The organism is Pseudomonas frederiksbergensis (assembly GCF_000802155.2).
In the GTDB taxonomy this organism is placed as follows: domain Bacteria; phylum Pseudomonadota; class Gammaproteobacteria; order Pseudomonadales; family Pseudomonadaceae; genus Aquipseudomonas; species Aquipseudomonas frederiksbergensis_A.
The window spans coordinates 71,757-97,316 of the sequence record NZ_JQGJ02000009.1 but is presented as its reverse complement, the minus strand read 5'-3'; the positions used below and the strand labels follow the sequence as shown (position 1 = coordinate 97,316).

Here is a 25,560-nt window from a genome sequence, read left to right as displayed (position 1 = left end):
CCAGCCAAGATAGTGGAAGTCGCCCACCGATGCAAAACACCAAGCTCTTGCTAACCAGTTTCACCTTCGTGGGACTGCTCGCACTCGCCGGTTGTTCATTCCCCGGGGTTTACAAAATCGACATCCAGCAGGGCAATGTCGTCACGCAGGACATGATAGACCAGTTACGCCCGGGAATGACCCGCCGGCAAGTACGGTTTATCATGGGCAACCCCCTGTTGACCGACACGTTTCATGCCGATCGCTGGGATTACCTGTACAGCTTGCAGCCAGGTGGCGGCGAGCGGCAGCAGGAACGCATCAGCGTTATTTTCAACGCCAATGACCAACTCGTCAGCCTGTCGGGTGATTTCATGCCTGGCGTGAGCCGCGACGAAGCCATCATGGGCAAGGATAGCGGCACCACGGTCACCGACCCGACCCAGAACACCGAACAGCCAAAACCGGAAAAACCGGCCAAGCCAGGTTCGCTGCTGGACCAGATCCAGAAGGACGTCGACAACGTCGAGACTGTACCTGTCCCGACGCCAGAACCTCTGGATACCTCGCCGCAGTAAACCGCGACACAAAAAAACCCGGCATGCCGGGTTTTTTATTGCCTGGAATCCAAGCCGGCACCCTACTCCGCTTGACGAGCCTGAGCTGCCTTGGCGGCCCGCAGGCGACGAGTTTCCTTGGGGTCAGCCAACAACGGCCGGTAAATCTCAAGGCGATCGTCCGGCTGTACCAACTGACGATCCGGATCCGCCACCACCCGACCAAAAATCCCGACAGGACTCGTCGTTAAATCCAGCTCAGGAAACTCGGCAGCGATACCCGACGCCATTACCGCAGCACGAACAGATGTCCCATCCTCAACCGCGATTCGACGCAATACCTGGCGATTGACACCGGCATACACCACTTCGATCTCGATCAAGGTTTGAGCTCGGCATTCTGCTTGGCCCGCTGGCAAAAAGCGTCGACCAAGGTATTGGCCGCCTGATTGAACAGGGGGCCCAATGTCGCTCGCACCAGTGGCCCGGCGTAGTCGAACGACAGGTCCAGGCTGATCTTGCAGGCTTTATCACCCAGCGCCTTGAACACCCAGACGCCATGGAGCTGATTGAAAGGCCCTTCCTCAAGGTTCATCTCGATGGACTGACCCGGCACCAAGGTGTTGCGAGTGACAAAGTGCTGGCTCAACCCACCCTTGGCGACGTTGAGGCTGGCGCGCATATGGGTTTCGGAGCTTTCGAGCACCTCGGCGGATGAGCACCAGGGCAGGAATTGCGGGTAACTCGCCACGTCGTTGACCAAGTCGTACAGCGCCTGGGCCGGATAGGGCAGCAGGGCCGAGCGTTGAATATGTGTCGTCATGTAAGCGTCACTTCCACAGCTGGGCGGCAAACACTACAAGAATGCCAATGGGCGCTACATAGCGCATCAAGAACAGACTCAAGGCGAACAATACAGGGCTGCGTAGCGACAACTCATCACGCACGGCTTCACGCCCCATGACCCACCCTGCAAACACCACGAAACACAAACCGCCCAATGGCAACATGATCCGCGATGTGAAGAAATCAATCACCCCGAAGAAATCCAGCCCTCCGGTCGCTCCCCACTGGTAGAGGTGAAACTGGCCGCCTTCGTTCACGAAAAACTTCGCCTGCTTCCATATATTGAAGGAAAAAACCGTACCCAACCCCACGAACCAGCAAGTGAAGGCCAGCCAGAAAGTCACCCAGGCACGACTGAGGCGGGTTCGCTCCACCAGATAAGCCACCATCGGCTCAAGCAGGGAAATGGCCGAGCTCCAGGCGGCGATGGCCACCAGGACAAAAAACACCACGCCCATCACTTGGCCGAATGCCATGCTGCCGAAGGCAAATGGCAGGCTGACAAACATCAGCCCCGGCCCCTCGCTGGGGTTCAGGCCGGCAGCAAACACAATCGGAAACAATGCCACCCCAGCCAGCAGCGACACAAAGGTATCCAACAACGCAACGCCGACGACGGTCTTGGTGAGAGAGGCGCTCTTGGGCATGTAGGCGCCGTAGATCATGATCGAACCGACCCCCACGCTCAGGGAGAAAAATGCGTGTCCCATGGCCGGCAGCAATCCATCCATGACTTTTTCCGGCTGGAAATCGAACATGAAATGCACGCCCTCCATGAAGTGCCCGGTGGTCATGCTGTAGCCCAGCAGCACCAGGATCATCACGAACAGCAGCGGCATCATGATTCGCAGGCTGCGCTCAAGCCCCGCGACGACACCGCGGGCGATCACTACGGCGGATAGCACCATGAACAGTGTGTGCCAAAGCGTCAGCCTCCAGGGATCGGCAATCACATTGCCGAAATAGGCACCGACCTGATCGGGCGTCGCGTTCTGGAAATCCCCGCGCCCCATGTCGATGATGTAGTCCAGCGACCAGCCACCGACCACGCTGTAGAACGACAAGATCAACAGCGCCGTGATCATCCCGGCGAATGCGCCCCAGGACCACTTCGACGAGTGACCCGCCTCCACAGCCAGCACCTTCAAGGCGTTGGCCGGACTTTGCCGGGCGCGACGGCCGATCAACGTCTCAGCCAACATGACCGGCGCGCCGATAAGCGCGATGCACGCCAGGAACATCAGCACGAAGGCACCGCCGCCATAGACGCCGACCATGTACGGAAACTTCCAGATACTACCCAGCCCTACGGCCGAACCGGTCGCGGCGAATATGAAGACCCAGCGGCTAGCCCAACTGCCGTGGACAGAAACCTTGTCTGTCGACATCGTGATCACGCCCAAGCGTTCAAAAAAGAGGCCGCATTGTCCGGGATTCATGCAACCTGCTCAAGCACACAGCTTCACCGTAGCCGACACGCACGCAACTGCCTATAATGCCGCCCCTATGGCTAAACAGAAGAAACACCCCACAGGGACCATCGCGCAAAACAAAAAGGCGCGACACGATTACTTCATCGAACAACGTTTCGAGGCTGGCATGGTCCTGGCCGGCTGGGAAGTAAAGAGCTTGCGTGCCGGCAAGGCGCAACTGGTCGACAGTTATGTCTTGCTCAAGGACGGCGAAGCATGGCTGCTGGGCAGTCATATCACGCCGCTGACCACCGCCAGCACCCACGTCATCGCCGATCCTGTGCGCTCGCGCAAGCTGCTGCTCAACAAGCGCGAGCTGGAGAAGCTCTTCGCCTCCGTGCAGCAGAAGGGTTATGCCTGCGTCTGTACGTCGCTGTACTGGAGCAAGCACTTGATCAAGTGCGAGATCGCGCTGGGCAAGGGCAAGAAGGAATACGACAAGCGCGATACCGAACGCGAGCGCGATGCCGGTCGCGAGCTGCAGCGTGCGGTGCGCAACAAGGGCAAGGAAGACTAACGCCCTGGATCAAGGGTGGGAGCGAGCCTGGTCGCTCCCACAGATCCAGCAGGCATTTCAAATGCCCTTGCGCCGCTCGGCCCGCGCCACCCGTTGCACTTCCTGACGCACCTCCTCCAAGACTTCCTGCACGTACAAGATATGTCGGCTGGAGACTTCCCGCGCCAGCTCGGCGTGCCCGTCCATGATGGCTTGGTACAGCTCGCGATGCTGACTTATCAGCATGTCGCGCGTCTCGCTGCGTTGCTTGTACATGCCGCCGATGTTGGTCACCACATTGCGCTTGAGCAGGTCGAACAGTCCGCGAATCGTGTGGAGCAAGACAGCGTTGTGGCTGGCCTCGGCGATCGCCAGGTGAAAGCGGGCATCCGCGGCACCCTCCTCCGCCCGGCTCACCTCGTCGTGACGCGCGTAACAATCCTGCAATTCATCGAAGGCCGCCGTCAGCCGCTCGCGATCCACTTCCGTGGCCCGCATTGCTGCGTAATAGGCACAGGACGCTTCCAGGGTATGACGGAACTCCAATAAGTCGCGCTGTGCCTCGGGATTGCTTTCCAAGAGCTGCAGCAACGGATCACTGAAGGTCGAGCCCAGCGACTCCACCACGTAGTTGCCGCCGCCCTGGCGACTGATCAGCAAGCCTTTGGCCGTCAGCTTCTGGATCGCTTCGCGCAACGACGGACGTGACACGCCGAACTGCTCGGCCAGGGTCCGCTCGGCCGGCAATCGCTCGCCCGATTTCAACGTGCCCTCAAGGATCATGCCCTCAAGCCGCTCGACAATATCGTCAGACAAACGGCGCTGACGAATCTGATCAAACCCCATAACTCCATTCTCCACGATCCCGACGGCTCGCCGGGCTGTCTATTCTGGCCCATCCGGACCTTATCCACACCCACCAAAACCACCCATTCCGACCAGATCAGATGCCATCTGCACCGTTTATTCGACGAAAGTTTCAGGGCGGCAAATTGACACACGGCAACCAAGGCTTTTACCCTAGCCGACAGCGCTTGTAAATTGGTATTACCAATTATCCAAAACCGCTGACCAGTGCCTGACCAACAACAATTAGGGGCTCACCCACTATGCAAACCTGGCAACAGCTTTACAGTCCGCTCGGCAGCCTAGGCTTGTCCGCACTCGCGGCCGTCATTCCCATCGTTTTCTTCTTTCTTGCCCTGGCGGTGTTCCGCCTCAAGGGGCACGTGGCCGGCAGCATCACCTTGGCACTGGCGATCGCGGTTGCGATCTTCGCGTTCCAAATGCCTGCGGACATGGCGCTCGCAGCGGCGGGCTATGGCTTTGCGTATGGGCTGTGGCCTATCGCCTGGATCATCGTTGCCGCGGTATTCCTCTACAAACTGACCGTCAAGAGCGGCCAGTTCGAGGTGATTCGCAGCTCGGTGCTGTCGATTACCGACGACCAACGCCTGCAAGTGCTGCTGATCGGCTTCTGCTTCGGTGCCTTCCTGGAAGGTGCCGCCGGCTTCGGCGCGCCCGTCGCGATTACCGCCGCCTTGCTGGTGGGCCTGGGCTTCAACCCCCTCTATGCCGCCGGCCTGTGCCTGATCGCCAACACCGCCCCCGTGGCATTCGGCGCACTGGGAATCCCGATTATCGTGGCCGGCCAAGTCACCGGCATCGATGCGTTCAAGATCGGCGCCATGACCGGTCGACAGCTGCCACTGCTGTCACTGTTCGTGCCGTTCTGGCTGGTCTTTATGATGGATGGCCTGCGCGGCGTGCGAGAAACCTGGCCAGCCGCCCTGGTGGCGGGCTTGAGTTTTGCCATCACCCAATACTTCACGTCGAACTTCATTGGCCCGGAACTGCCGGACATCACCTCGGCCCTGGCCAGCCTGGTCTCCCTGACGCTGTTCCTGAAAGTCTGGCAGCCCAAGCGTACCGCCGGCGCCCAGATTGCCGGTGCAACCTCCAGCGCAGCCATCACCGCCAGCGCCGGCGGTTTCGGCCAGCCTCGCAGCACCGTGGCGTCGCCCTACAGCCTGGGAGAAATCATCAAGGCCTGGTCGCCGTTCCTGATCCTTACCGTACTGGTGACAATCTGGACGTTGAAGCCATTCAAGGCGATGTTCGCCGCGGGGGGCTCGATGTACGGCTGGGTGTTCAACTTCGCGATCCCGCACCTGGACCAACTGGTGATCAAGTCCGCGCCAATCGTGGTGAACCCGACCGCCATCCCGGCGGTGTTCAAGCTCGATCCGATTTCGGCCACCGGCACAGCGATTTTTTTCTCAGCGCTGATCTCGATGCTGGTGCTGAAGATCAACTTCAGAACTGGTCTTACCACTTTTAAAGAGACGCTTTTTGAATTGCGCTGGCCGATCCTGTCCATCGGCATGGTGCTGGCGTTCGCCTTCGTCACCAACTTCTCGGGCATGTCTTCCACCATGGCCCTGGTGTTGGCCGGAACTGGCGCAGCATTCCCATTCTTCTCGCCATTCCTCGGTTGGCTGGGCGTGTTCCTGACAGGCTCCGATACCTCATCCAACGCGCTGTTCGGTTCGCTGCAAGCGACCACCGCGCACCAGATCGGTGTCAACGACACCTTGCTGGTAGCGGCCAATACCAGCGGCGGCGTGACCGGCAAGATGATCTCGCCACAATCGATCGCCGTTGCTTGTGCGGCGACCGGGCTGGTGGGCAAAGAATCCGATCTGTTCCGTTTCACACTGAAACACAGCCTATTCTTTGCAACGATCGTTGGTCTGATCACGCTGGCCCAGGCCTACTGGTTCACCGGCATGCTGGTTCACTAAGTACTACACGAAATACTGAAAGAACCGACGCCGAACCGTGATCGGCGTCCGCTATTCACAACCGGGTCTGCAAGGCTGCTGAAAGATTTCCTCTCTATATTCAGCAGCCTCAGCAGACGGATAACCGGGACCACCCGGAGACACGCCTGATGAGCGAGCTTTTTTACAACGCCGTGCCGAACGCGACCCGTGTCGCTCCGCCATTACCCGAACCGCGACAATATCCCAGCGAGAAACCTAGCCGGGTCTATCTGTTCGGAACCTGCGTGGTCGACCTGTTCTACCCCGAAGCGGGTATGGATGCGATCCGCCTGCTCGAGCGCGAAGGGATCCAAGTGGAGTACCCACAAGGACAAACGTGCTGCGGGCAACCGGCGTATACCTCAGGCTACACCGAACAGGCGCGGACGGTAGCGCGGGCGCAGTTGGCATTGTTTGCCGGGGATTACCCGGTGGTCGTACCGTCGGGCTCCTGTGCCGGCATGCTGCGCGAGCATTATGCCGACCTGTTCAAGGACGAGCCGCAGACACTCAAACAGGTCCAGGCCCTGGCCGCCAGGACCTACGAGTTGGCCGAGTTCCTGCTGTTTGTCTGCAAGGTGCAATTGAACGACAGTGGCACGCCGGTGAAGGTCGCGCTGCATACGTCTTGCTCGGCACGACGGGAAATGAATACCCACCTGCATGGCCGTGCATTGTTGGCACAGCTAGGCAACGTGGAGCGGGTCGAACACAGCCATGAGAGTGAATGCTGTGGTTTTGGTGGGACGTTCAGCGTTCGCATGCCGGATATTTCCGGTGCGATGGTGGCCGACAAGACCCGAGCGTTGAAGGAATCCGGCGCGCACCAGGTCGTCAGCGCCGACTGCGGTTGCTTGATAAACATCAACGGCGCCTTGGAAAAACAGCGGGAAGCTTTGCGCGGCCAGCATCTGGCGAGTTTCCTCTGGCAGCGAACCGGAGGTGCCGCATGAGCGCACCGACGCTGATTCCGACCGTTGAAGTGCAGGAAGATTTTCGCGCCCGCGCCCACAAGGCACTGGACGACACGCAACTGCGAAATAACTTTCGCACTGCGATGGATTCACTGATGACAAAACGGGCAACGTCCTTCAGCGATGCCCACGAAAGAGAACATCTGCGAGTGCTCGGCAACGCTGTCCGTGCCCGCGCGTTATCCAAGCTGCCCGACCTGCTCGAGCAACTTGAAACCAACCTGACCCGCAACGGTGTGAAAGTGCACTGGGCGGAAACGGTGGACGAAGCCAACGGCATCGTCCTTTCGATCATCCGCGCTCACGAGGCGCGGCAAGTGATCAAGGGCAAATCGATGGTCAGTGAAGAGATGGAGATGAACCATTTCCTCGAGGCCCGGGACATTGAATGTCTCGAGTCCGACATGGGGGAATACATCGTCCAACTCGACCACGAGAAGCCTTCACACATCATTATGCCGGCGATCCACAAGAATGCCGGTCAGGTCGCGTCCTTGTTCCACGACAAACTTGGCGTGGAGTACACCAAGGACGTTGACCAACTCATCCAGATCGGTCGCAAGGTCTTGCGGCAGAAATTCTTCGAAGCCGACATAGGCGTTTCGGGCGTCAACTTCGCCGTCGCCGAAACCGGCACCTTGCTGCTGGTGGAAAACGAAGGCAACGGGCGTATGTCCACCACCGTGCCACCGGTGCACATTGCCGTCACCGGTATCGAAAAAGTCGTGGAGAATCTACGGGACGTCGTTCCGCTGCTCTCGCTGCTGACCCGTTCGGCCCTCGGCCAACCCATCACCACTTACGTCAATATGATCTCCGGGCCACGCAAGGCTGATGAATTGGACGGCCCCCAGGAAGTCCACCTGGTCCTGCTGGATAACGGCCGCAGCCAGGCATTTGCCGACAGCGAACTGCGTCAGACGCTGAACTGCATCCGCTGCGGCGCTTGTATGAATCATTGCCCGGTCTATACCCGAATTGGCGGCCATGCCTACGGTGAGGTTTACCCGGGGCCTATCGGAAAAATCATCACGCCGCATATGGTTGGCCTGGCGAAAGTGCCAGATCACCCGAGCGCCTCTTCGCTGTGCGGCGCCTGCGGTGAAGTGTGTCCGGTAAAAATCCCGATCCCCGCCCTGCTGCGGCGATTGCGAGAGGAAAACGTCAAGGCACCGGACAGCCCCAACCCGGTCATGCGCGGCCAGGGCAGCAAGTATTCGACCAAGGAGCGGTTCATCTGGAATACCTGGGCTCGACTCAACAGTTCGCCGCGGCTGTATCGGTTGTTTGCCTTCCTCGCCACGCGCCTGCGCGCCCTGGCGCCGCAAAATATCGGCCCATGGACGCAGAACCACAGCGCCCCGAAACCCGCCGCCCGTTCGCTGCATGACCTGGCCCGCGACCACCTGAACCCGCAGGGAGACCGCCGATGAGCGCCAAGGAAAATATCCTCGCCAAGCTGCGTAAAAGTCTCACAGGCACTACGCCGGTTGCCGACACCTATGACGTCGAACTGGTGACGCAAACCTATCGCTACGCGCCAGAGGACCGCATCTCGCAATTGCGCAAGCTGATGGAAGCGGTGCACACCGAAATCCACCTGACGTCCGACGAGGGCTGGCCGGCCCTGCTCGCGCAACTGCTGCGCGACCGTCAACTGCCAAGCTTGCTCATCGCACCGACCACCGTACACGGGGGAAGAATCACACAGTTCTGGGCGAATAATCCGGGCCTGCCAACTCTCAAGGCCTACGACCGACCGGTAGAAGAATGGAAAGCCGAGTTGTTCAACGACACCCCGGCCAGCCTGACCGGCACCCTCGGCGCCATCGCCGCGACAGGTAGCCTGATTCTCTGGCCAACCCGGGAAGAACCGCGCCTGATGAGCCTGGTCCCACCGGTGCATTTCGCCCTGCTCAAGGCCAGCGAGATCCGCGACAACTTCTATGAAGTGCAACAGGAATTCGCGTGGGCCCAGGGCATGCCCACCAATGCCCTGCTGGTGTCTGGCCCGTCGAAAACCGCCGACATCGAACAAGTCCTGGCCTACGGCGCCCACGGTCCGAAGGATCTGGTGGTTTTGATTCTGGAGGACCAATGACACTTCCGGCCCCTTTCCTGCTCGATGTACACCAACTGATCCCGCAAAAACGACGCTTCGACGATCCGTTGTCCACCCTGGCCTTCGGCACCGACGCCAGCTTCTACCGGTTGATCCCACAGCTGGTGGTGCGCGTGGAAACCGAAGATGAAGTTATCGCGCTGCTGCAACTGGCCCAGCGTGATCGAGTGCCGGTCACATTCCGCGCCGCCGGCACCAGTCTTTCCGGCCAGGCTATCAGCGACTCGGTACTGATTGTGCTGGGGGATAACTGGAACGGTCGCGAGATTCGTGGGCAAGGCACACAAATTCGTTTGCAACCCGGCGTGATCGGCGCACAGGCCAACGCCTGGCTCGCCCCCTTCGGGCGCAAGATCGGCCCGGATCCGGCCTCGATCAACGCCTGCAAGATAGGCGGTATCGTCGCCAACAACGCCAGCGGCATGTGCTGCGGTACGGCGCAGAACACCTATCACACCCTGGCTGGCATTCGCCTTGTCCTGGCTGACGGCACGCGCCTGGACACCGAAGACGCTGCCAGCGTGGCGGCATTTCGGGCAAGCCACGGTGAACTGCTGGAACGGCTGGCGACCCTCGGCCGCGAGACCCGCGACAACACCGAATTGGCCGCCCGAATCCGCCACAAATATCGTCTGAAAAATACTACCGGGTTGTCGCTCAACGCCTTGGTGGACTTCGACGAACCTGTGGATATCTTGAGCCATTTGCTGGTGGGCTCCGAAGGCACCCTCGGCTTCATTAGCGCGGTGACCTACAACACCGTCATCGATCATCCGAACAAGGCCTCGGCGCTGATCGTATTCCCAGACGTCGAAACCTGCTGCAACGCCGTCACCGTGCTGAAAAGCCAGCCGGTCTCCGCCGTCGAGCTGCTGGACCGCCGCAGCCTGCGCTCGGTACAGGACAAACCCGGCATGCCGGATTTCGTACAGCACTTGTCGAATAATGCCTGTGCCCTGCTGATTGAATCCCGCGCGGCTTCGTCATCGCTGCTGCAGGAACAGCTCGCGAGGATCATGACCTCGCTGGCGGTTTTCCCCGTGGAGAAACAGGTCGATTTCACCGAAGACCCACGGGAAAACGCGCGACTCTGGGCCATCCGCAAAGACACTTTTCCCGCCGTGGGCGCGGTTCGCAAGACCGGGACCACGGTCATCATCGAAGACGTGACCTTTCCGGTCGAACAACTGGCTATTGGCGTGAATCGCCTGATCGAGTTGTTCGACAAGCATCACTACGACGAAGCGATCCTTTTCGGACATGCGCTGGAAGGCAATCTTCACTTCGTCTTCACCCAAGGCTTCAACAGCACCGAAGAAGTCGCACGCTACCAGGCGTTCATGGATGACGTGGCGCAACTGGTGGCGGTGGAGTTTGGCGGTTCACTGAAAGCCGAACACGGCACTGGCCGCAACATGGCGCCGTTCGTCGAGCTGGAATGGGGCAGTGACGCCTATCAACTGATGTGGCAACTCAAACGCCTGCTCGACCCCAACGGCATTCTCAACCCGGATGTGGTGCTCAGTGAGGACCCGCAGATTCATCTCAAGCACCTCAAGCCCTTGCCGGCCGCCGATGAAATTGTGGATAAGTGCATCGAATGCGGTTTCTGCGAGCCGGTCTGCCCATCCAAGGACCTGACCTTGAGCCCGCGCCAGCGCATCGTGATCTGGCGGGACATCCAAGCGAAAAAGCGTGCTGGCATCGACACTTCGGAATTGGAAACGGCCTATCAATACCAAGGGATCGACACCTGCGCTGCCACCGGGCTGTGCGCCCAACGCTGCCCTGTAGGCATCAATACGGGCGAACTGGTGAAAAAGCTCCGCGGACGTAACGCGACACGTAAGAAAACCGCCGACTGGCTTGCGAGTAATTTCGCTACTGCATTGCAAGGGGCGCGCTTTACGCTGCACGTGGCCAATGGTGCCCGGATGCTCTTGGGGGCGCCGCGGCTGGCACGATTGTCAGAAGGGCTCACTCGGCTGTCCAAAGGACAGGTCCCGCAGTGGACCAACGCCATGCCACAGGCCGAAAGGGCCATTCGGTTAAGCCCGGCGGTACTGGATGAACGACCCCGGGTGGTTTATCTGGCCGCCTGTGTATCGCGGGTCATGGGTCCGGCGGCAGGGGACGCAGAACAGATGTCGCTGCATGACAAGACCCGAGGCCTGTTGGAGAAAGCCGGTTATCAGGTCGTGTTTCCAGACAACATAGACAGCCTTTGCTGCGGCCAGCCCTTCGCGTCCAAAGGGTACGCCGAGCAAGCCGAGCACAAGCGCCAGGAACTGATCGGCGCCTTGGTGCAGGCCAGTCGCGGCGGGCTCGACCCGATCTACTGCGATACCAGCCCTTGCACGCTGCGCCTGGTCCAGGATTTGGGCGAAGCGCGCCTGGATCTCTACGACCCGGTGCGTTTCATTCGCACGCACCTGATGGATCGCCTCGACTTCACACCCCAGGAGGCGCCCATTGCGGTGCACGTCACGTGCAGCACGCAACACCTCGGCGAAAGCCAGGCGTTGATTGATCTGGCGCGTAAATGCAGCAAGACCGTGGTCATCCCGGAAGGCATCCATTGCTGTGGTTTTGCCGGTGACAAGGGCTTCACCACGCCGGAGCTCAACGCCCACTCACTGCGAACCCTCAAGGACGCGGTTCAATACTGCACCGAGGGCGTTTCCACCAGCCGTACGTGTGAGATCGGCCTGACGCGTCACGGCGAAATCGACTACCACGGGTTGGTGTATCTGGTGGACCGCGTCACCCGTCCCAAACCCATCAGCGGGGGAGTCGCCATGGAGCTGTAAGATAAATCGAATTCCTGCGCTTCGCTGTAGTCAACTTGAATAGACCCGGCGCCGCTGGGTCCTCCCTTATGCTCGGCCCTGTCTGTGCCCCTACAGCCAGCACCGAGACCAGACGTTAAAGGAGATACACATGAAGCGCACCGCACTTGCTGGCTTGTTCATTTCCGCTGCGATGTTGGCCTCTCCGGTGTTTGCAGGAAGCCAGGATGACCTTTGCAAAATCAATTTACAAAAGATCAGCGACGCCAAAGTCAGCACCGAGCAAATGAGCGAAGGTCTGAAGACCGACATCGATGCCACGGTCGGACAAGCCAAGGCTGAACACGCCAAAGGCACCAAAGAAGGCACCGAAAATTGCATCTCCCTGACTAACCAGGCCATCCAGAAGCTGCAGAACAACGCGAAAGGCGATCAGTAGCATTGTCTGAGGCCAACCTTCGGGTTGGCCTCAGACACGGATTGGCGTACACTGCGCATGCCTGCCGCTCCTCAAGATTTATCGAGCGCCAGGTTCGGGGCCGTTTAGGATTCGACGCCGGTTGCGAAACTTTAGGTGCATGCCGAGTTGGTAACAGAACTCGTAAATCCACTGTTGCAACTTCCTATAGTTGCCAATGACGAAACCTACGGGGAATACGCTCTCGCTGCGTAAGCAGCCTTAGCCCTTCCCTTCTGGTACCTTCGGGTCCAGCAATCACCAGGGGATGTCCGTAAACCCAAAGTGATTGTCATATAGAACGGAATCGCCGTGCAGTACGTTGTGGACGAAGCGGCTAAAACTTACACAACTCGCCCAAAGCACCCTGCCCGTCGGGTCGCTGAGGGTTAACTCAATAGACACGGCTAAGCATGTAGTACCGACAGCGGAGTACTGGCGGACGGGGGTTCAAATCCCCCCGGCTCCACCATTTGATCATCTAAAGACGTCCACGGACGTCTTTTTTTGTGCCTTAAATCCAGTAAATACAAGGATTTAGCGGCTATTGAGGTCTTTGTAGATTCTTGGAGTTCCAGAAGTTTTAGTATTCCATACGGTATTCCAGCCCCTCCGGTGCTAACCTTTGGAATACCAAATCAGTGCCTGAGGGAAATCTCATGACTGCTCAAACCCTCCGCCTTTCCGATCGACAGCTCAAGGGAGTCAAACCCGCGTCCAAGGATTACGTCCTCACCGACGGGGACGGCTTGCAACTCCGTGTACGCAGCAACGGTTCTCTGCTGTGGAATTTCAACTACCGTGAACCGGTGACTAAAAACCGAATTAACATGGGCTTGGGTACCTACCCAGAGCTTTCATTGGCGAACGCCCGAAAGATGGCAGTGCAAGCACGGGAGCTGCTCGCTCTGGGCATCGATCCGAAAGTGCAGCGCGATACGCTAAATGAGGCCAAGCGCGCAGAAACGGAACACACTTTCGAGAACGTAGCCACTGCCTGGTTCGAGCTTAAGAAAGACTCGGTCACGCCGGCCTACGCCGAGGATATTTGGCGATCGCTCACGCTGCATGTGTTCCCCGAATTGAAGACGACTCCACTCGCGAAAATCACCGCGCCGATGGTGATCGAGCTGCTTCGTCCAATCGAAGCGAAAGGCAGCCTGGAGACGGTTAAGCGCCTTAGTCAGCGGCTTAACGAGATCATGACCTACGGCGTGAACTCCGGCCTGATCTTCGCCAACCCGCTGAGTGGCATCCGGGCGGTATTCAAGAAACCCAAGAAAGAAAACATGGCCGCGCTCCCGCCCGAAGAGCTACCCGAGCTCATGCTGGAACTCGCAAACGCCAGTATCAAACGCACGACACGCTGCCTTATCGAATGGCAGTTGCATACCATGACTCGCCCTGCTGAAGCGGCGACTACTCGCTGGGCAGACCTCGATTTCGAAAGGCGTGTCTGGACCATTCCTCCGGAGCGGATGAAAAAGCGACGCCCACACAGCATCCCGTTAAGCGATCAAGCCATGGCATTGCTGGAAATACTCAAATCCCATAGCGGTCATCGAGAGTATGTCTTCCCGGCAGACCGAAACCCACGTACTCACGCCAATAGCCAGACAGCCAACATGGCGTTGAAGCGCATGGGCTTTCAGGACCGCTTGGTCAGCCACGGCATGCGCTCAATGGCCAGCACAATCCTGAACGAGCATGGGTGGGATTCGGAACTAATCGAAGTCGCGTTGGCGCATGTCGATAAAGACGAGGTTCGAAGCGCCTACAACCGGGCGGATTATATTGAACGCCGGCGTCCGATGATGGCTTGGTGGAGTGAACATATCCAGAAGGCGGCTACCGGCAGCCTGTCGGTAGCCGCGATCAAACACAACAGAGACCTCAACGTCGTACCGATACGGGGAGTATCCTGAGGCCGGTAGCACCGGCGAAAAACCGTGTAACCGCGTAGTACAGCATGGCGCCAGACTTTACGACTATCCCCAAATTTCTCGTACGCCTGCGCTCCTTAGTCAAAGCCCCTGAGTATGGGAAGGCTCCGCATTCCCATACTCGGGGGCTCACGCTTAAAGGTCTATCAGGCAACCACGACTTTTGCCTTTCTACGGCGGATCAACCCCGCTGTTAACTCGTAGTAGTAGATGGTAGCTGGAGCTGAGCATCGCAAATAGTGCTCCAGAAACCATCTCACGTGTTTTTCCCTCCAGGACCAGGGAGTCGCGCAACCCCAGCGCTCACGAATCACCTCGTGCATCCTTTCTGCTTGCCTGATGTGCCGCTGCTGCGTGGCATGTGCACCTTTGAGCATGGGCTGTAGGAACAACGCTATGTCGAACTCGGTCGTCATCGCCGGCCTCCGATGTAGGCACTCACCACATCGATGCGGTTATGTCCCAATTCGTGGCTGATCTGCTTACGGGCTCGTTGATCGAGTGCTCGATCCTCTTGATGAACACGACCACCATTAGCGGGTGCAGGAAAGCCGACTAGTTGCTCATAGCGCTCACAGGCGTAAGCCGCCCGCAGCTCATGAAAACCTTTCAATCCATGCTCATGCAGGATGTCCCGTGCCGGTCGCACAACTGCCTGCATAAAGTCTTTGTAGCTTTCGTCGGGCGCCAACAAATTCCGGCTGCCATTGGGTGTGTTCGCGCTGGCCCAATCCAGGGCATCGCGAACTTGATCCGTTACCGTAATCCAGCGCGGTGCCGAGGCCCCTGATCGACCACCCTTAGTGCCGTCTTGGATATTGATCTTCCCCAGTCGCTGAGCCTCTCGTTGCAGCCGTGGCAGGTCCGCCAAGATCGCTTCGCGCAGGCGCATGCCGGTCTCTCGGGCAAGGAGCACAATGGCACTAACCCTGGACTGCTGTCGCTCTGACAGCGCTTGCGCAATCAGCCTGACCTTGGCACGGTCTTGGCCTTGCGGTGCCTCACTACGAACGCTTGAGCGCTGCAAGCCCAGCGCCTTGCTCGGACTGGGGATTTTGACGAACTGATCACCACGCAGCGCGGCCATCGTTCGGTTCACGCTGGACAGTCGGTTCTGCGCGGTGGCAATGCCGACGTTGCCCTGATCAACCTGCTCCCGCACGTGGACGGCGTACCGCATGAGTATCTCGCGGTCTATCTGGCGCGCGTCGTTGACTCTCGGTCCTTCATCGGATCGACACCAATGCACGAACGCCTGCCACCGATCGCTATGGGCTTTGACGGTAGCAAAATGGCCATCGCCAAATAGATCTTTCAAGGCTTGCGGTCCGGCATAGCTGAGCTGGCGACCGAAGCCGAAATTGCGCCCAGATCGCTTACCAACTCGAGCCATTTTTCTGTTCCTGATCGATTGCAGCGAGATCATGCAAAAGGGCTCGCCAGTGCGCGCTCACGATGGGGATCTGCGCCCAATCAGTCGGGCGAAAACACAGCGTGTTGCCGGTGACGTAAAGATGCGCACCCTCCTCTTTCAACCATTGAATAATGGCTGTGGTAGAGGCGATAGCTTTATGGGTGGTGGCGACACTGGCGACAGCGGCGACAACCCTTGTCCTGCCTGGTTTTGAGCATGGCGACAAAGTGGCGACAGTAGCGGCGACAAATCGCGCTTTGGGCTCCTTTTGACGCTGAGCTAGATGGTTGCGCAGCGCTTCATCAAGATTAAACATGGCGCACCTCGAAGGTGTGGCCATCGGTGATCAACCACTGATGATCAATCAACTCGACCAACAGCTTGGCGGCATGACGACTGCTCTTGCGGGCAAAGCGGGGACCGTTGCGATTCAATTCACGAATACTGAAACGCTTCCAATCTTTGACCTGCAGCCATCGCAGCAGCCGGTCTGCCTCCTCTTTTACTCGACACACTGGCTCCTGCTCAGTCAGGCGCTGGATCTCGGTGAGGTAGTAGCCGACTAAAGCGGAGGCCCGTTGGATATGGTCGACCTCCACGACGCTGCTCTCCTCCACAACTGCAAGATTGCCGGCGACGCGCAGCAGGTTATCGGCAGCCTTTGATCCGCTGGGCCGTACGCTGGCCAGCTCGCCAAACTCCCCCAGCTGAGCTTCGATAGCATCATGCAAATCAATCCAGCGACGGCGGGCTAAGGGACTTAGTGTCAGCGGTGATAGCCGCAAGGCCCCGTCAGCGAAAAGTGACCAAGGCTGATGAAACAGGGCCGAAAGACGGTGGTGATATCGCTTTAGGGCGGGGTCTTTGGACAAGTCGACAGACTGGTAACTGCGTTGTCCGGCCAGGCTGGTGGGCCAGGTGATGAGGCAGCGACCGAGAATGCCTTGCCCCTGCAGCAATGGGTCACTGAGTAACTGCATGGCTAGATACGGTTGCAGCATCAGGTGCAGGCTTAAGCGTCGATCGTAAGCTCGCAAGCTTTCACCCGCCATAGACCGCGCGCGATCTATCGGACTTCCGTCCCAGAGTGACGACAAGGTCGTAACCGCTTTCAAACGGTTGTCCCGACTCATGGTGCTGCTGCCGAGGAATTGTCCCCCTTCATCGCAGAACAACCCCATGCTCGGCAGGTCATGGCAAAGCCCTTTGATCAGCGCTTCAATAGTTGGGTCCGTGGTAATCAGCCTCGGTGCAGAGGGCTCCGCTTCGAGCGGTACACCGTTCGCGAAGTCGGGATCGGCAGGGTTGATACGCTGCATCTGGCGCTGTGCGGCGCGGTACCGGGCAAGCTGTTCGCGGTAGCGCTGCCACTGCTCACGCTCCCATTGGCGTGCTGGCAGCAATGCAGATCGGTCTGTCGCCGTTTTACGATCCCCCGAAGCTGCCACCGTGATCAGGTACAGCGAGAGGGGATAATTTCTCCCGTCGAGCTGTAAGCCGGCATGACCTTGGGTAGCCAGCGCCGAGGCAGCCAACACCGATTGTGCAGCCAATGCCTGGGGTACGCCGATGACCTCGGCCATGCGCTCCACCGCAGGTCCAAGAATCCCACCCAGCGCCTGCACCGGATAAGGCTGGGCCACGGGATTCGACTCAATCAACGGTCGAGGTGGTCGTGGTAGTTCAAGCTTCGGATCTAACTGCTGCATGGGCCCTCTCCTCGTTCATTGCTAGTTGTCCTCACGTCGTCCCGCCAAGGCTGCTGAGTGTTATCAGGGATCAAGGCCCCTGCGGCCTGTGAGGTGTTCACTGACGCGGAACGAACGGCTCCTTACGACCGGGAGCAAGGGCATGAACCCTTGAATCTGGCCTCCTTAGACGCATCCGAACATGCGGGCGGGTGGAGGCTGTGCCGACTGACGAGTTCGGCACCTGGAGATCCTGAGTAGGAGAAGGCAACGACATGGACACCTGGGGCATGCCTGACTGTCAGTCAGGTGCAGCCTTTCCATTGGCTGCGGCACCGGTGCCAGTGTCATTGCGGATGGCGACGAATCGGATTTGTCGGGTCGATTGTCACGAGGAGAGTTGCGGCAATGCCTTGTACTACGTGGCTTGCAGCACTGGTACGAGCGCCCGTCTCTTTCCAGGAGAAAGAGACGGGCGCGGTCTGGCGCAGCGATGTGTGCCGAAGGGTGAGGCAGCTGCAGTGCAGCTAGATAGGTCCATCGTCTGCCGCAGTGGACAGATTGGTAGAGAAGGCATCCGTCACTCTTGGGGAGTGACCGTGCGAGCCGCCGGACGCTAATCGCACTTAGGGAAGAACCACCACGCAAGTGGCGTAGCCTTAAAGGCTCTGGCTACCTGGGCAGGTGCTGTCAACGACAGCGATCCGTGCGCCAATTTTTATACCCACTCGAAAAGACGGTCAAGCGTCACGGGCAAAGCGCTCAGAAAGTGGCGACTGTCGCCACTTCTGTCGCCACGTTCCAGGTCACGTTCTACGCGGGCTGTCGCCGCTGTCGCCGCTGTCGCCACACTTACATCCATGCCCCCGAAAGATCCGCACACACACTGAATGGCGCTGCGCTCGATAGAAATCGCGGGGGAGTTACTGACGGGTAAAAATAATCGTGGCGTTAATTAAATGTGAAAATAGGAGGGTGGAACGCGGCGGCTTCGAGAAAAAGCGAATGAACCCTCCGATCGGCACGATCAAAGATCGCTTGATCGGAGGGTTTGGCGGGAAAAGCAAAGTCTCAAATTTCAATCGAAGACTCAGGCATCAAAGCGGGTTGATTGGGAAGTGGGGGCTTCGCGCCGCATGATCAGCGTCTGCTGCAACCGCAGCAGAAAGCCTACTTCAAATGCTTCCTGATAGTCCCCTGGACGATGACGCTTTCGGTTCTGAGACAGCGCCCACCATAACGGTAATGATGAACCCTCAAGCCAAGTCTCTGCGCAACGAACACCCTCCTTTATTACCGGAGCGAACTTATTACCCCACGGTGTTTGGATCGCGGGAGCCCCTTCAGCGGACGGGACAGAGACATGCTCATGGATCTGCTGATGAACGCTTTGAGCCGGAATGCCAGTTAAATTCCGGAATGCCTTGTCGTACAACACGGCGGCGTCATCCAACAGCTCTACTGCCAGTTCAACGTCTTGCGGAAAATGAAGCAGAATACTCTGGGCTCCGTTAAGCCGGAGAGTGGCAGCCTGCCGCAATTTAACCGCTGCATCTTCAGCGGTAAGCGATGAAGTATCGATGCTGCTGGGTTTGGGGAGGCCGATGAGAAGCGAGAATTCAAACATCGCGGAATCCAAACCCGCCCACCCGGTATCAAATATGATAGTCCAGGCTAGGCGATGGTAATCATGCGACGCACCGCTACAAACTATCGGTTTCAGGGCTGTCAAATTTTACCGTCAAGGTCAGAAGGTACTCTTCGATCGAATGAGCACTGTCCAGGTAATTTGCCGTTAGCCCTAGCCCCTTGGCTGGCAGGTTAAGCTTGGCCACTACGCCCAGGGAACGCTTCGATTCACTCGACAGGCTGATCACCACCTTCTGTTCAAGGATCTGGTTGTCTTCATCAGCGCACTGCTCGACCAGGCTACGCATTACCACATCGCCCCACAGCTGTTTGCCACGCAGGTATTTTTCAGCTGCCTCGGTGTTGGGTTTGCCTCCGCGAAACGAGGCATTGATGGAAAACTTTCTGGCCAGTGAATTGCCCACTTTGTTTTCGACTTTGACATCGAGCTTGGCAACAGGAGCTTTGCCGTGCAACTCGTACACTTGGGACGAGGAGTCCTTGCTGACTTCGACCTGCTCAACGGTTACGTCCCGAGCTCCCAGGTATTGGCAGAGCCGCGAAAAATGCCGAAGCTTCTCAATCGCGAACTGATCCGTGGCCTGGCTCAGGTCCACATAGGCGTTACGGTCATACGGGCTCTGTAAGAGCACCGCGCCCGGTCGAAGCAGGTCAGCATCGATAATATTCTGCAGCGCCTGGCTATCTGGCTCATCGACCGTAAGCGGGTACTGCAGGATGTGGGACTGGGGATCAAATAGAAACCCCTTGGCTTCGGGCTCGAGATCATAGAGACACTCATTGATCGTGTTCTCATCCAACACGAGCATCACTCTGCGTGCGCCATGGTCCAGCGGAATCTTGCCTGTTGCCACATTGCTCCCCTTTCGCGCGATGCGCGTACCCTGTTCGTTCATTTGCCGAAAGTTTTCAGCGCCGCCAGTGCGCGTCTGAGCCACGCTGCCCACTCGCGCTGTAAAAGTGTTATCGCCAGGGCTATGAAGCTCTGGCTCGGCTGCTTTTTTTCGAATTGCTCAAGCGCCTCCCGTGCAGCCAAGCGTTTAGGCTCTGAAAAGCTGCGCCCGATGGAGGTAGCGAATTGCTCGAGCGACGCCCACACCGCATCGACACCAGTCGCTCCTGGCCCCTGCCCGGTATTGTGCTCGATCCAGCAAACCACTGGCGCCAGCCGGCCCGCGCGGTCCCGCTCCTCCGCGACAACTTGCAAAACGGCTGCGTTGCCTTTGACGAACAGCTTCACGCCATCTTGTGCAAACAGAACAGTACCTCGCACGCTGATGCTGGTCAGTGCGGAATACGTTTGCTCTCGGGCCGGGCTGCTAAGTTCCGCTCCACACTCCGCCAGACGCAAATAGTCCGAGGACCTGTTGTCCAGTGCTTGAGCTTGGAAAACCTTGGCATGCATCATGCTGTTACCGTATTGATCAACGTCGCGACCAATCTCGCCGCCTGATCTCGACTCACCAGACTGCCGAGAATGATCGGCGGCCGTTGACTTAGTTTCGACAGGCCTGCATCAAGGTGGAGTTTGACGAAACGATCACGGAAATGCCCCTGACCGGACACGGGTGTGGCGACGTACGTAGGGTCGAGGTCCATATGCGTGACGATCACGACCAGCTTGGGCGATGGCGCCGGAGCCTTCTTCCAGCTTTCAATCTTTTCGAGATCGCGCTTGATACGTTGTTGATTGACCTCTTGAGCATTGACCAGATAAAGGACGATGTCCGCTTCATTGTGCAGTGTTTTCCAGTCCTCGATTGCATCAGGCGCACCGGGAACGTCGCGGGTTTCCTTGAGGTCCAGCTTCAGGTCACCCATTGCAAACCGTGTTCCTTGGACTTTCTCGGTCAGCGTGGTTTGCATGTACTCGTCGGAGACCTCACCACTGGCAAGGAACTTCAATAGAGCTGTCTTGCCGACATTGCGCTCTCCCAATATCGCCACGCGCTTACCTTTGAGGCTGATGATCATGCTGTCCCAGCCATCTTTGATTTCTTCACGTTTCCAGTAAGCGACGCCAGCCGCGACCACAGCTGCGGCTCCGGCAACGATTAGTCTCTCCCAACCCATACGAGCAGTCCCTGTCCTTCGTTTCTCGAATGGCCAGCATTGTGGCCCATTTGCTTATAACCGTGCGTCAGCATGGAGAGGCTATCGGCTACCCAGTGCCGCACTTAAGTTAGCGGCGTTTTTTTTTGCTGTGGGAGAGCCGGCTAGCCACTATGCGTCGACCTGAACTGCATAGCCCATGAAGTCAAACGACGCGTATGACCAATTGCAAAATCTTTCACACAAAGTCAGCATACTGGCCTTCAAGGGCAGAACGCCACTATGGAAATTGCTTCGGTCAAAAGGAACTTGGAAATGCCCCTGCCTCCGCGCCCGACAAAAGAGGTCGTCCGCCGTAAATTATCGGGCAGCGACGATTCCCCGAGCTTCCAAAAAATCGTACCGCCCCTCCCCCGCCACCTCTCATCTGGAGGACTCGGACGAGCCCTCTTAGAGACGCCGCCCCCCTCATGGAGCAGAGCATGAAATTCAGGAAACTCGGTCTTACCTTATCTGGCGGCGGCGGCAAGGGGGCCTATCAGATCGGCGTCTGGCAGGCTATGCGCGACCTGGGCCTGGACAGCCAACTGAGCGCCATCTCTGGCACCTCGGTAGGTGGGCTCAACGGCGCGATGTTTGCTCAAGACAAACTCGATCAGGCCAAGTCCATGTGGCTGAATATCGAAAGCCGCAACATGCTTTCCGTACAGGACGTGCCAGGGCTGGCGTCACGACTGGCGCTGCTGACAACAAGCGGCGTGATCTCGCCGATGCTCAGCCACCTGATCAGTACCAAAGGCTTTTTCAAGCAAAATGGCCTCAAGAGCATGATCGCCGAAGGCCTGGATGCAGGCAGGCTGGCTTCTTCGGCGCTGCCGCTGAGCGTGGCGCTGCACAACACTGCCGCCAACCGGGTCGACTACCTCTCGGTACGCGACACCCACACTGCAGCGGACATGCTGCTCGGTACCGCGGCCCTGCCCCTGATCTTCGATGAGGTCGCCATTGACGACGGCATTTATACCGATGGCGGCTTTTACTGGGGCTTGCCGCATAAACAGATTGATAACACCCCGATCCGGCCACTGATCGAGGCCGGCTGCGACACCATCGTGGTGGTGTATCTGTCGCCCGACGACCTGAGCATCGACCCGCGCCACTATCCAGGTGTGCGAATTTTGCCGATCGTTCCTGCCAATAGTCTGGGCGGCGTCAGTGCCACACTCGACTTTTCCAACGAAGGCGCCGCAAGGCGCATGGAACAGGGTTACGCCGACGGCCTGCAGATCTTTCGTCACCTGCAGTTGTTCCTCGACAACGAGGCACAGTATGAAGCCCTGTGGGAGCGCGCTCGCCTGGCAGCCGAAGAGGAGCGCAAGATCAGCGCCAAGCTGTACGAGGTGGACCGTCAACACAGCCGCGCCATCGGCGATATCCATGACTTCGACCGGCACATTCGCAACGACGATTTCAGCAAGAAACTCGAATTGGCCCAAGACGATATTCCCCTCGCGCTCGAGCACCTGGCTCTGGACAACACTGCGCTGCTGGCTGACATCGAGCGTCAGCAACTCGAAACGGCCGTCGACAGTTTTCTGGCTCAGAACAGCAACAACCGCCGGGCGGTCGAAACCTCGGTGCTGGACGCCCTCGCCACCCTTTCCCCCGTCAGCGGGCGGGCCACACACCTGCGTGAACAGGGAGTGCTGTCGCGTTTCATGAGCGCCATCACCGGCAAGAATCAGCACATTGCCGCCGAGAACGACCGGGATCTGGCCCAGGCGCAATTCGCCGCCCTGCGCCTGATTGCTGCGGTTCAGGAAAAAGGTGCAATCACCCTCGAGTTCGCCTGCACGTTGCAGAACCGCCTGAACGGCGCCTTCGCCGAGATCCAGCGACTGGGAGATCGTCATAATCAGGATCTGCGGCGCGTCTACCGCTCGCTCGCTGGCGTCTACTGCAAGCTACGCGACCGCCTGAGTGCGCACGAGAGCCGCCTCGATACCCTGGAACGCACCAGCCGCCTGCACGACTGGCTACTGCATCCCAACAGGCGTCATCTTGACGGCAAGGCGCTCAGCGAACTGCCTGCGGCCTTGCGTCTCAGCTGTCTGGCCAACGACTTCTTTCGCCTCACCGACGGCCAGTGGACAGTCCACGAGCTGAACAGCCTCAAAGAGATGTGCCTACTCGTTGGGCTGGATCATGCTCACCCCGTGCACATCGGCGAGTTCTGCACCCAGTTGAGCGAGCAACCGGCCTGTCTGCAGGCACTTACCCTGCAACTGGCCGCGCTGCCTCAGGCTGACCTTTTCAACCCGACCGCCCTCTGGTTGCTTGATTTGCGCGGCGGTACTGCGCCAACGGACCTCGACAGCGTATCGGCTCGCTGGGGGTATGGCGCGGCAACGGCGCTACCCGCCTGGGACTTTCTCGCCGAACTGCTCTACCACCTCCAGTGTGCCGGATTTTCGGTGGTACGCAGCAGCGACCTGAGTCGGTACAAGGAGCGCTGGCTGGGGCAACTGCAAGTGCTTGACGACCTGCTGGGTGAAAACATTCTGCCCAAGAGCTTCGCCGGGGAGATCAACGCCCTACGCCAGCAGATCACCGGCTTCCACCTCAAGGTGCCGCTGATCGGCAAGTTCAGTGTTGGCAAGTCAACCCTGCTCAACTGCTGGCTGGGCGAGCAGATCCAGAAAGACGACCTGGGTGCCTGTACCAGTCTGGCCACTGAATTTCACTATGCTGAACCGGGCACGGAAAAGCTGGTCATCCACTGGCTGGAGGACGCCGCGACCGGCCACGTAAGACGCGAAGAAAAACCGCTCACAGCCTACGCCGTACTGATCGACAACCCTGACACCAGCGCCTGGCCACCGCTGTTCGTCGAACTGCACCTGTGCCGCACTGCCCTCGCCCGCCACCCTGATCTGGTGCTGGTCGACACGCCGGGCCTGGGCTCCAATAACGGCCAACATGAACGTGCCCTGGAGCAATACATCGGTGAGGCGGTTTCGTGCATCCTCTGCGTCACCCGTATCAGCCAGGTCGGTATCGACGAGCTGGCTTTCATTGATCGCCAGCGCTCCCTGGGTCAGACGTTTTCCCTGCTGGTCTGCCAGGAGGCACTGAACAGTCGTCAGCAGCGCGAATCCTTGCGCCGCTCCCTTGCCGAACAGGCCGGCCTCGACCCAAGCCAGCCGACCCGGGGTTGCTCTGCGCGTGAGGGTGATCTGAGTGGTTTCGAGGATTTGCTTGCTGGCCTCGAAACACGCAAGGCGGATTTGTTCCAAGAGCGCTTCGCTGCGCAGGTCAAAGCGCTGTTGGTTCAGGCCGAACGCCTGATTCGTCAGCAACTGGCGATGGACACCAGTGCAGGGCAATTGCTGGAGCAGCAGAAGAACCTCGACAAGGGCATGGCCCGTCTCAAAGAAAATTACACCAATGAGCAAGACAACCTGCTACGCGACTGCCGCGGACCCATCAGCCACCAGGTGTTGGCCACCGTCAACAGCTACCTGCGCAGCCGTCGCCAGGCCTACAAACAGATGCTGCTGGCTGGCCAGGGCATTGGCCCGCTGCTCACCGCCGATGCGCGTAACGCTAGCCAGTTGGCCATTGAGCAGAACTTGACCACACGTCTCAAGGACGCCTGTCAACGCCTCGGCAGTCATATCGAGTTCAACGCCGTTGAGGGGCCTCAAATCTCCGGCGACGGCCCGGCCGGAATAGAGGCCGAGTACGGTTTGGGTGCCTCCGCAGCCGGTGCAGCTGCCGGGGCGGCCATAGGCACCATAGTGCCGGGAATTGGCACCCTGATCGGCGGCTTGGTCGGCGGTGCGGTCGGCCTGTTTGCTTCGCGCAGCAACAAGGAGAGTGAAGCCGAAGGCAAAGCCAATGACGCGATTGAATCAGTCATCAGCCAGTTGCAAGGCGTGATTCCCGATGCACTCGACAAGCATGCCCGTAAATTTATCTCCGATATGTGCGACAGGCTGGCCGCACAGTTGGCCACGCAACGGGAAAATCTCGAACGTATCGAACAACAACTGATGGCCGACCGTGAACGCAAGCAACAAATCCAGCACAAGGCCGAACAGGCGCTGAACAGCGTCGCCCGATTGCTCGACCACAGCAGCCAGCAACAACCGCGCCCAGTGGAGGCCTGCACCGATGTCGCTTGATTTCAACCTCTCCCTTGAAGACCTGGAAGCTGCGCAATCGGCCACCACCAACCCTTACCTGAGTGACCCCGGCAAAGGCTTGCAACTGATTGCCAGCCTGGTCGGCCAG

Annotated in this window: 22 protein-coding genes and 1 other RNA gene; 11 read left to right on the top strand and 12 right to left on the bottom strand. The window is 58.7% G+C overall.

Annotation, left to right across the window (positions count from 1 at the left end; genetic code table 11):
• Window positions 1-29: 29 nt before the first annotated feature.
• Window positions 30-557 carry an outer membrane protein assembly factor BamE gene (gene bamE / locus JZ00_RS17755; RefSeq protein WP_039592330.1) on the top strand — a complete coding sequence of 176 codons (528 nt, stop codon included), beginning with the start codon at window positions 30-32 and terminating at the stop codon, window positions 555-557.
• Between the two features lie 62 nt (window positions 558-619).
• On the opposite strand, the gene JZ00_RS17750 is transcribed toward bamE, so the two are convergent.
• Genes JZ00_RS17750 through JZ00_RS17740 form a run of 3 tightly spaced genes read right to left on the bottom strand, consistent with a single transcriptional unit; the run spans window position 620 to window position 2,770 of the window.
• A complete protein-coding gene (locus JZ00_RS17750; protein WP_039592331.1) occupies window positions 620-919 on the bottom strand; it encodes an RnfH family protein in 300 nt (99 codons plus the stop codon).
• Window positions 916-1,359: a type II toxin-antitoxin system RatA family toxin gene (locus JZ00_RS17745; RefSeq protein ID WP_039592332.1), complete on the bottom strand. Its 444-nt coding sequence runs from the start codon at window positions 1,357-1,359 to the stop codon at window positions 916-918. The genes JZ00_RS17750 and JZ00_RS17745 overlap by 4 nt, the downstream gene beginning before the upstream one ends.
• A 7-nt stretch (window positions 1,360-1,366) precedes the next feature.
• Window positions 1,367-2,770 carry a sodium-dependent transporter gene (locus JZ00_RS17740; protein WP_039592398.1) on the bottom strand — a complete coding sequence of 468 codons (1,404 nt, stop codon included), beginning with the start codon at window positions 2,768-2,770 and terminating at the stop codon, window positions 1,367-1,369.
• 118 nt (window positions 2,771-2,888) lie between these two features.
• On the opposite strand from JZ00_RS17740, the gene smpB reads away from it, so the two are divergent.
• The gene (gene smpB, locus JZ00_RS17735; protein ID WP_030139770.1) at window positions 2,889-3,371 is read left to right on the top strand and encodes an SsrA-binding protein SmpB; all 483 of its coding nucleotides are present in this window, start codon (window positions 2,889-2,891) and stop codon (window positions 3,369-3,371) included.
• Between the two features lie 57 nt (window positions 3,372-3,428).
• Here smpB and JZ00_RS17730 read toward each other — a convergent pair whose 3' ends face one another.
• Window positions 3,429-4,196 carry an FCD domain-containing protein gene (locus tag JZ00_RS17730; protein ID WP_039592333.1) on the bottom strand — a complete coding sequence of 256 codons (768 nt, stop codon included), beginning with the start codon at window positions 4,194-4,196 and terminating at the stop codon, window positions 3,429-3,431.
• A 263-nt stretch (window positions 4,197-4,459) separates the two neighbouring features.
• On the opposite strand from JZ00_RS17730, the gene JZ00_RS17725 reads away from it, so the two are divergent.
• The 8 genes from JZ00_RS17725 to JZ00_RS17695 all read left to right on the top strand — a co-directional run bounded on the left by JZ00_RS17725 (window position 4,460) and on the right by JZ00_RS17695 (window position 14,442).
• Window positions 4,460-6,154: a lactate permease LctP family transporter gene (locus tag JZ00_RS17725; protein WP_039592334.1), complete on the top strand. Its 1,695-nt coding sequence runs from the start codon at window positions 4,460-4,462 to the stop codon at window positions 6,152-6,154.
• Window positions 6,155-6,303: 149 nt separating this feature from the next.
• Window positions 6,304-7,128 (top strand): (Fe-S)-binding protein, encoded by an 825-nt coding sequence (locus JZ00_RS17720; RefSeq protein WP_039592335.1) that lies wholly within the window; start codon window positions 6,304-6,306, stop codon window positions 7,126-7,128.
• On the top strand, window positions 7,125-8,582 hold the full coding sequence (locus JZ00_RS17715) for a LutB/LldF family L-lactate oxidation iron-sulfur protein (RefSeq protein ID WP_039592336.1): 1,458 nt from the start codon (window positions 7,125-7,127) through the stop codon (window positions 8,580-8,582). The genes JZ00_RS17720 and JZ00_RS17715 overlap by 4 nt, the downstream gene beginning before the upstream one ends.
• Window positions 8,579-9,250: a LutC/YkgG family protein gene (locus JZ00_RS17710; RefSeq protein WP_039592337.1), complete on the top strand. Its 672-nt coding sequence runs from the start codon at window positions 8,579-8,581 to the stop codon at window positions 9,248-9,250. Before JZ00_RS17715 ends, JZ00_RS17710 begins: the two co-directional genes overlap by 4 nt.
• A complete protein-coding gene (locus tag JZ00_RS17705) occupies window positions 9,247-12,081 on the top strand; it encodes an FAD-binding and (Fe-S)-binding domain-containing protein (protein ID WP_039592338.1) in 2,835 nt (944 codons plus the stop codon). Before JZ00_RS17710 ends, JZ00_RS17705 begins: the two co-directional genes overlap by 4 nt.
• 130 nt (window positions 12,082-12,211) lie before the next feature.
• Window positions 12,212-12,499 (top strand): hypothetical protein, encoded by a 288-nt coding sequence (locus JZ00_RS17700; protein WP_039592339.1) that lies wholly within the window; start codon window positions 12,212-12,214, stop codon window positions 12,497-12,499.
• 96 nt (window positions 12,500-12,595) lie between these two features.
• Window positions 12,596-12,989: a transfer-messenger RNA gene (gene ssrA, locus JZ00_RS30275) on the top strand.
• 187 nt (window positions 12,990-13,176) lie between these two features.
• Complete coding sequence (locus JZ00_RS17695; RefSeq protein ID WP_039592340.1) at window positions 13,177-14,442, top strand: integrase domain-containing protein; 1,266 nt, start codon at window positions 13,177-13,179, stop codon at window positions 14,440-14,442.
• A gap of 164 nt (window positions 14,443-14,606) precedes the next feature.
• Here JZ00_RS17695 and JZ00_RS31540 read toward each other — a convergent pair whose 3' ends face one another.
• The 8 genes from JZ00_RS31540 to JZ00_RS17655 form a co-directional block, all read right to left on the bottom strand.
• Window positions 14,607-14,876: a hypothetical protein gene (locus JZ00_RS31540; RefSeq protein WP_039592341.1), complete on the bottom strand. Its 270-nt coding sequence runs from the start codon at window positions 14,874-14,876 to the stop codon at window positions 14,607-14,609.
• Entirely contained in the window at window positions 14,873-15,853 is a 981-nt protein-coding gene (locus JZ00_RS17685) for an integrase domain-containing protein (RefSeq protein ID WP_039592342.1), read from the bottom strand. Before JZ00_RS17685 ends, JZ00_RS31540 begins: the two co-directional genes overlap by 4 nt.
• Complete coding sequence (locus JZ00_RS17680; RefSeq protein ID WP_039592343.1) at window positions 15,837-16,190, bottom strand: hypothetical protein; 354 nt, start codon at window positions 16,188-16,190, stop codon at window positions 15,837-15,839. Before JZ00_RS17680 ends, JZ00_RS17685 begins: the two co-directional genes overlap by 17 nt.
• Window positions 16,183-17,583 carry a YfjI family protein gene (locus tag JZ00_RS17675; protein WP_039592344.1) on the bottom strand — a complete coding sequence of 467 codons (1,401 nt, stop codon included), beginning with the start codon at window positions 17,581-17,583 and terminating at the stop codon, window positions 16,183-16,185. The genes JZ00_RS17680 and JZ00_RS17675 overlap by 8 nt, the downstream gene beginning before the upstream one ends.
• A 1,069-nt stretch (window positions 17,584-18,652) precedes the next feature.
• On the bottom strand, window positions 18,653-19,189 hold the full coding sequence (locus JZ00_RS17670) for a LasR-specific antiactivator QslA (RefSeq protein ID WP_039592345.1): 537 nt from the start codon (window positions 19,187-19,189) through the stop codon (window positions 18,653-18,655).
• Between the two features lie 76 nt (window positions 19,190-19,265).
• Window positions 19,266-20,150 carry a hypothetical protein gene (locus JZ00_RS17665; protein ID WP_152668447.1) on the bottom strand — a complete coding sequence of 295 codons (885 nt, stop codon included), beginning with the start codon at window positions 20,148-20,150 and terminating at the stop codon, window positions 19,266-19,268.
• Window positions 20,105-20,620, bottom strand: coding sequence for a hypothetical protein (locus tag JZ00_RS17660; RefSeq protein ID WP_039592347.1), 516 nt, complete (start codon window positions 20,618-20,620; stop codon window positions 20,105-20,107). Before JZ00_RS17660 ends, JZ00_RS17665 begins: the two co-directional genes overlap by 46 nt.
• Entirely contained in the window at window positions 20,617-21,285 is a 669-nt protein-coding gene (locus JZ00_RS17655) for a GTPase domain-containing protein (protein WP_039592348.1), read from the bottom strand. Before JZ00_RS17655 ends, JZ00_RS17660 begins: the two co-directional genes overlap by 4 nt.
• A 461-nt stretch (window positions 21,286-21,746) precedes the next feature.
• Here JZ00_RS17655 and JZ00_RS17650 point away from each other — a divergent pair, with 461 nt between their 5' ends.
• The gene (locus JZ00_RS17650; RefSeq protein ID WP_039592349.1) at window positions 21,747-25,451 is read left to right on the top strand and encodes a patatin-like phospholipase family protein; all 3,705 of its coding nucleotides are present in this window, start codon (window positions 21,747-21,749) and stop codon (window positions 25,449-25,451) included.
• Window positions 25,452-25,560: the final 109 nt, after the last annotated feature.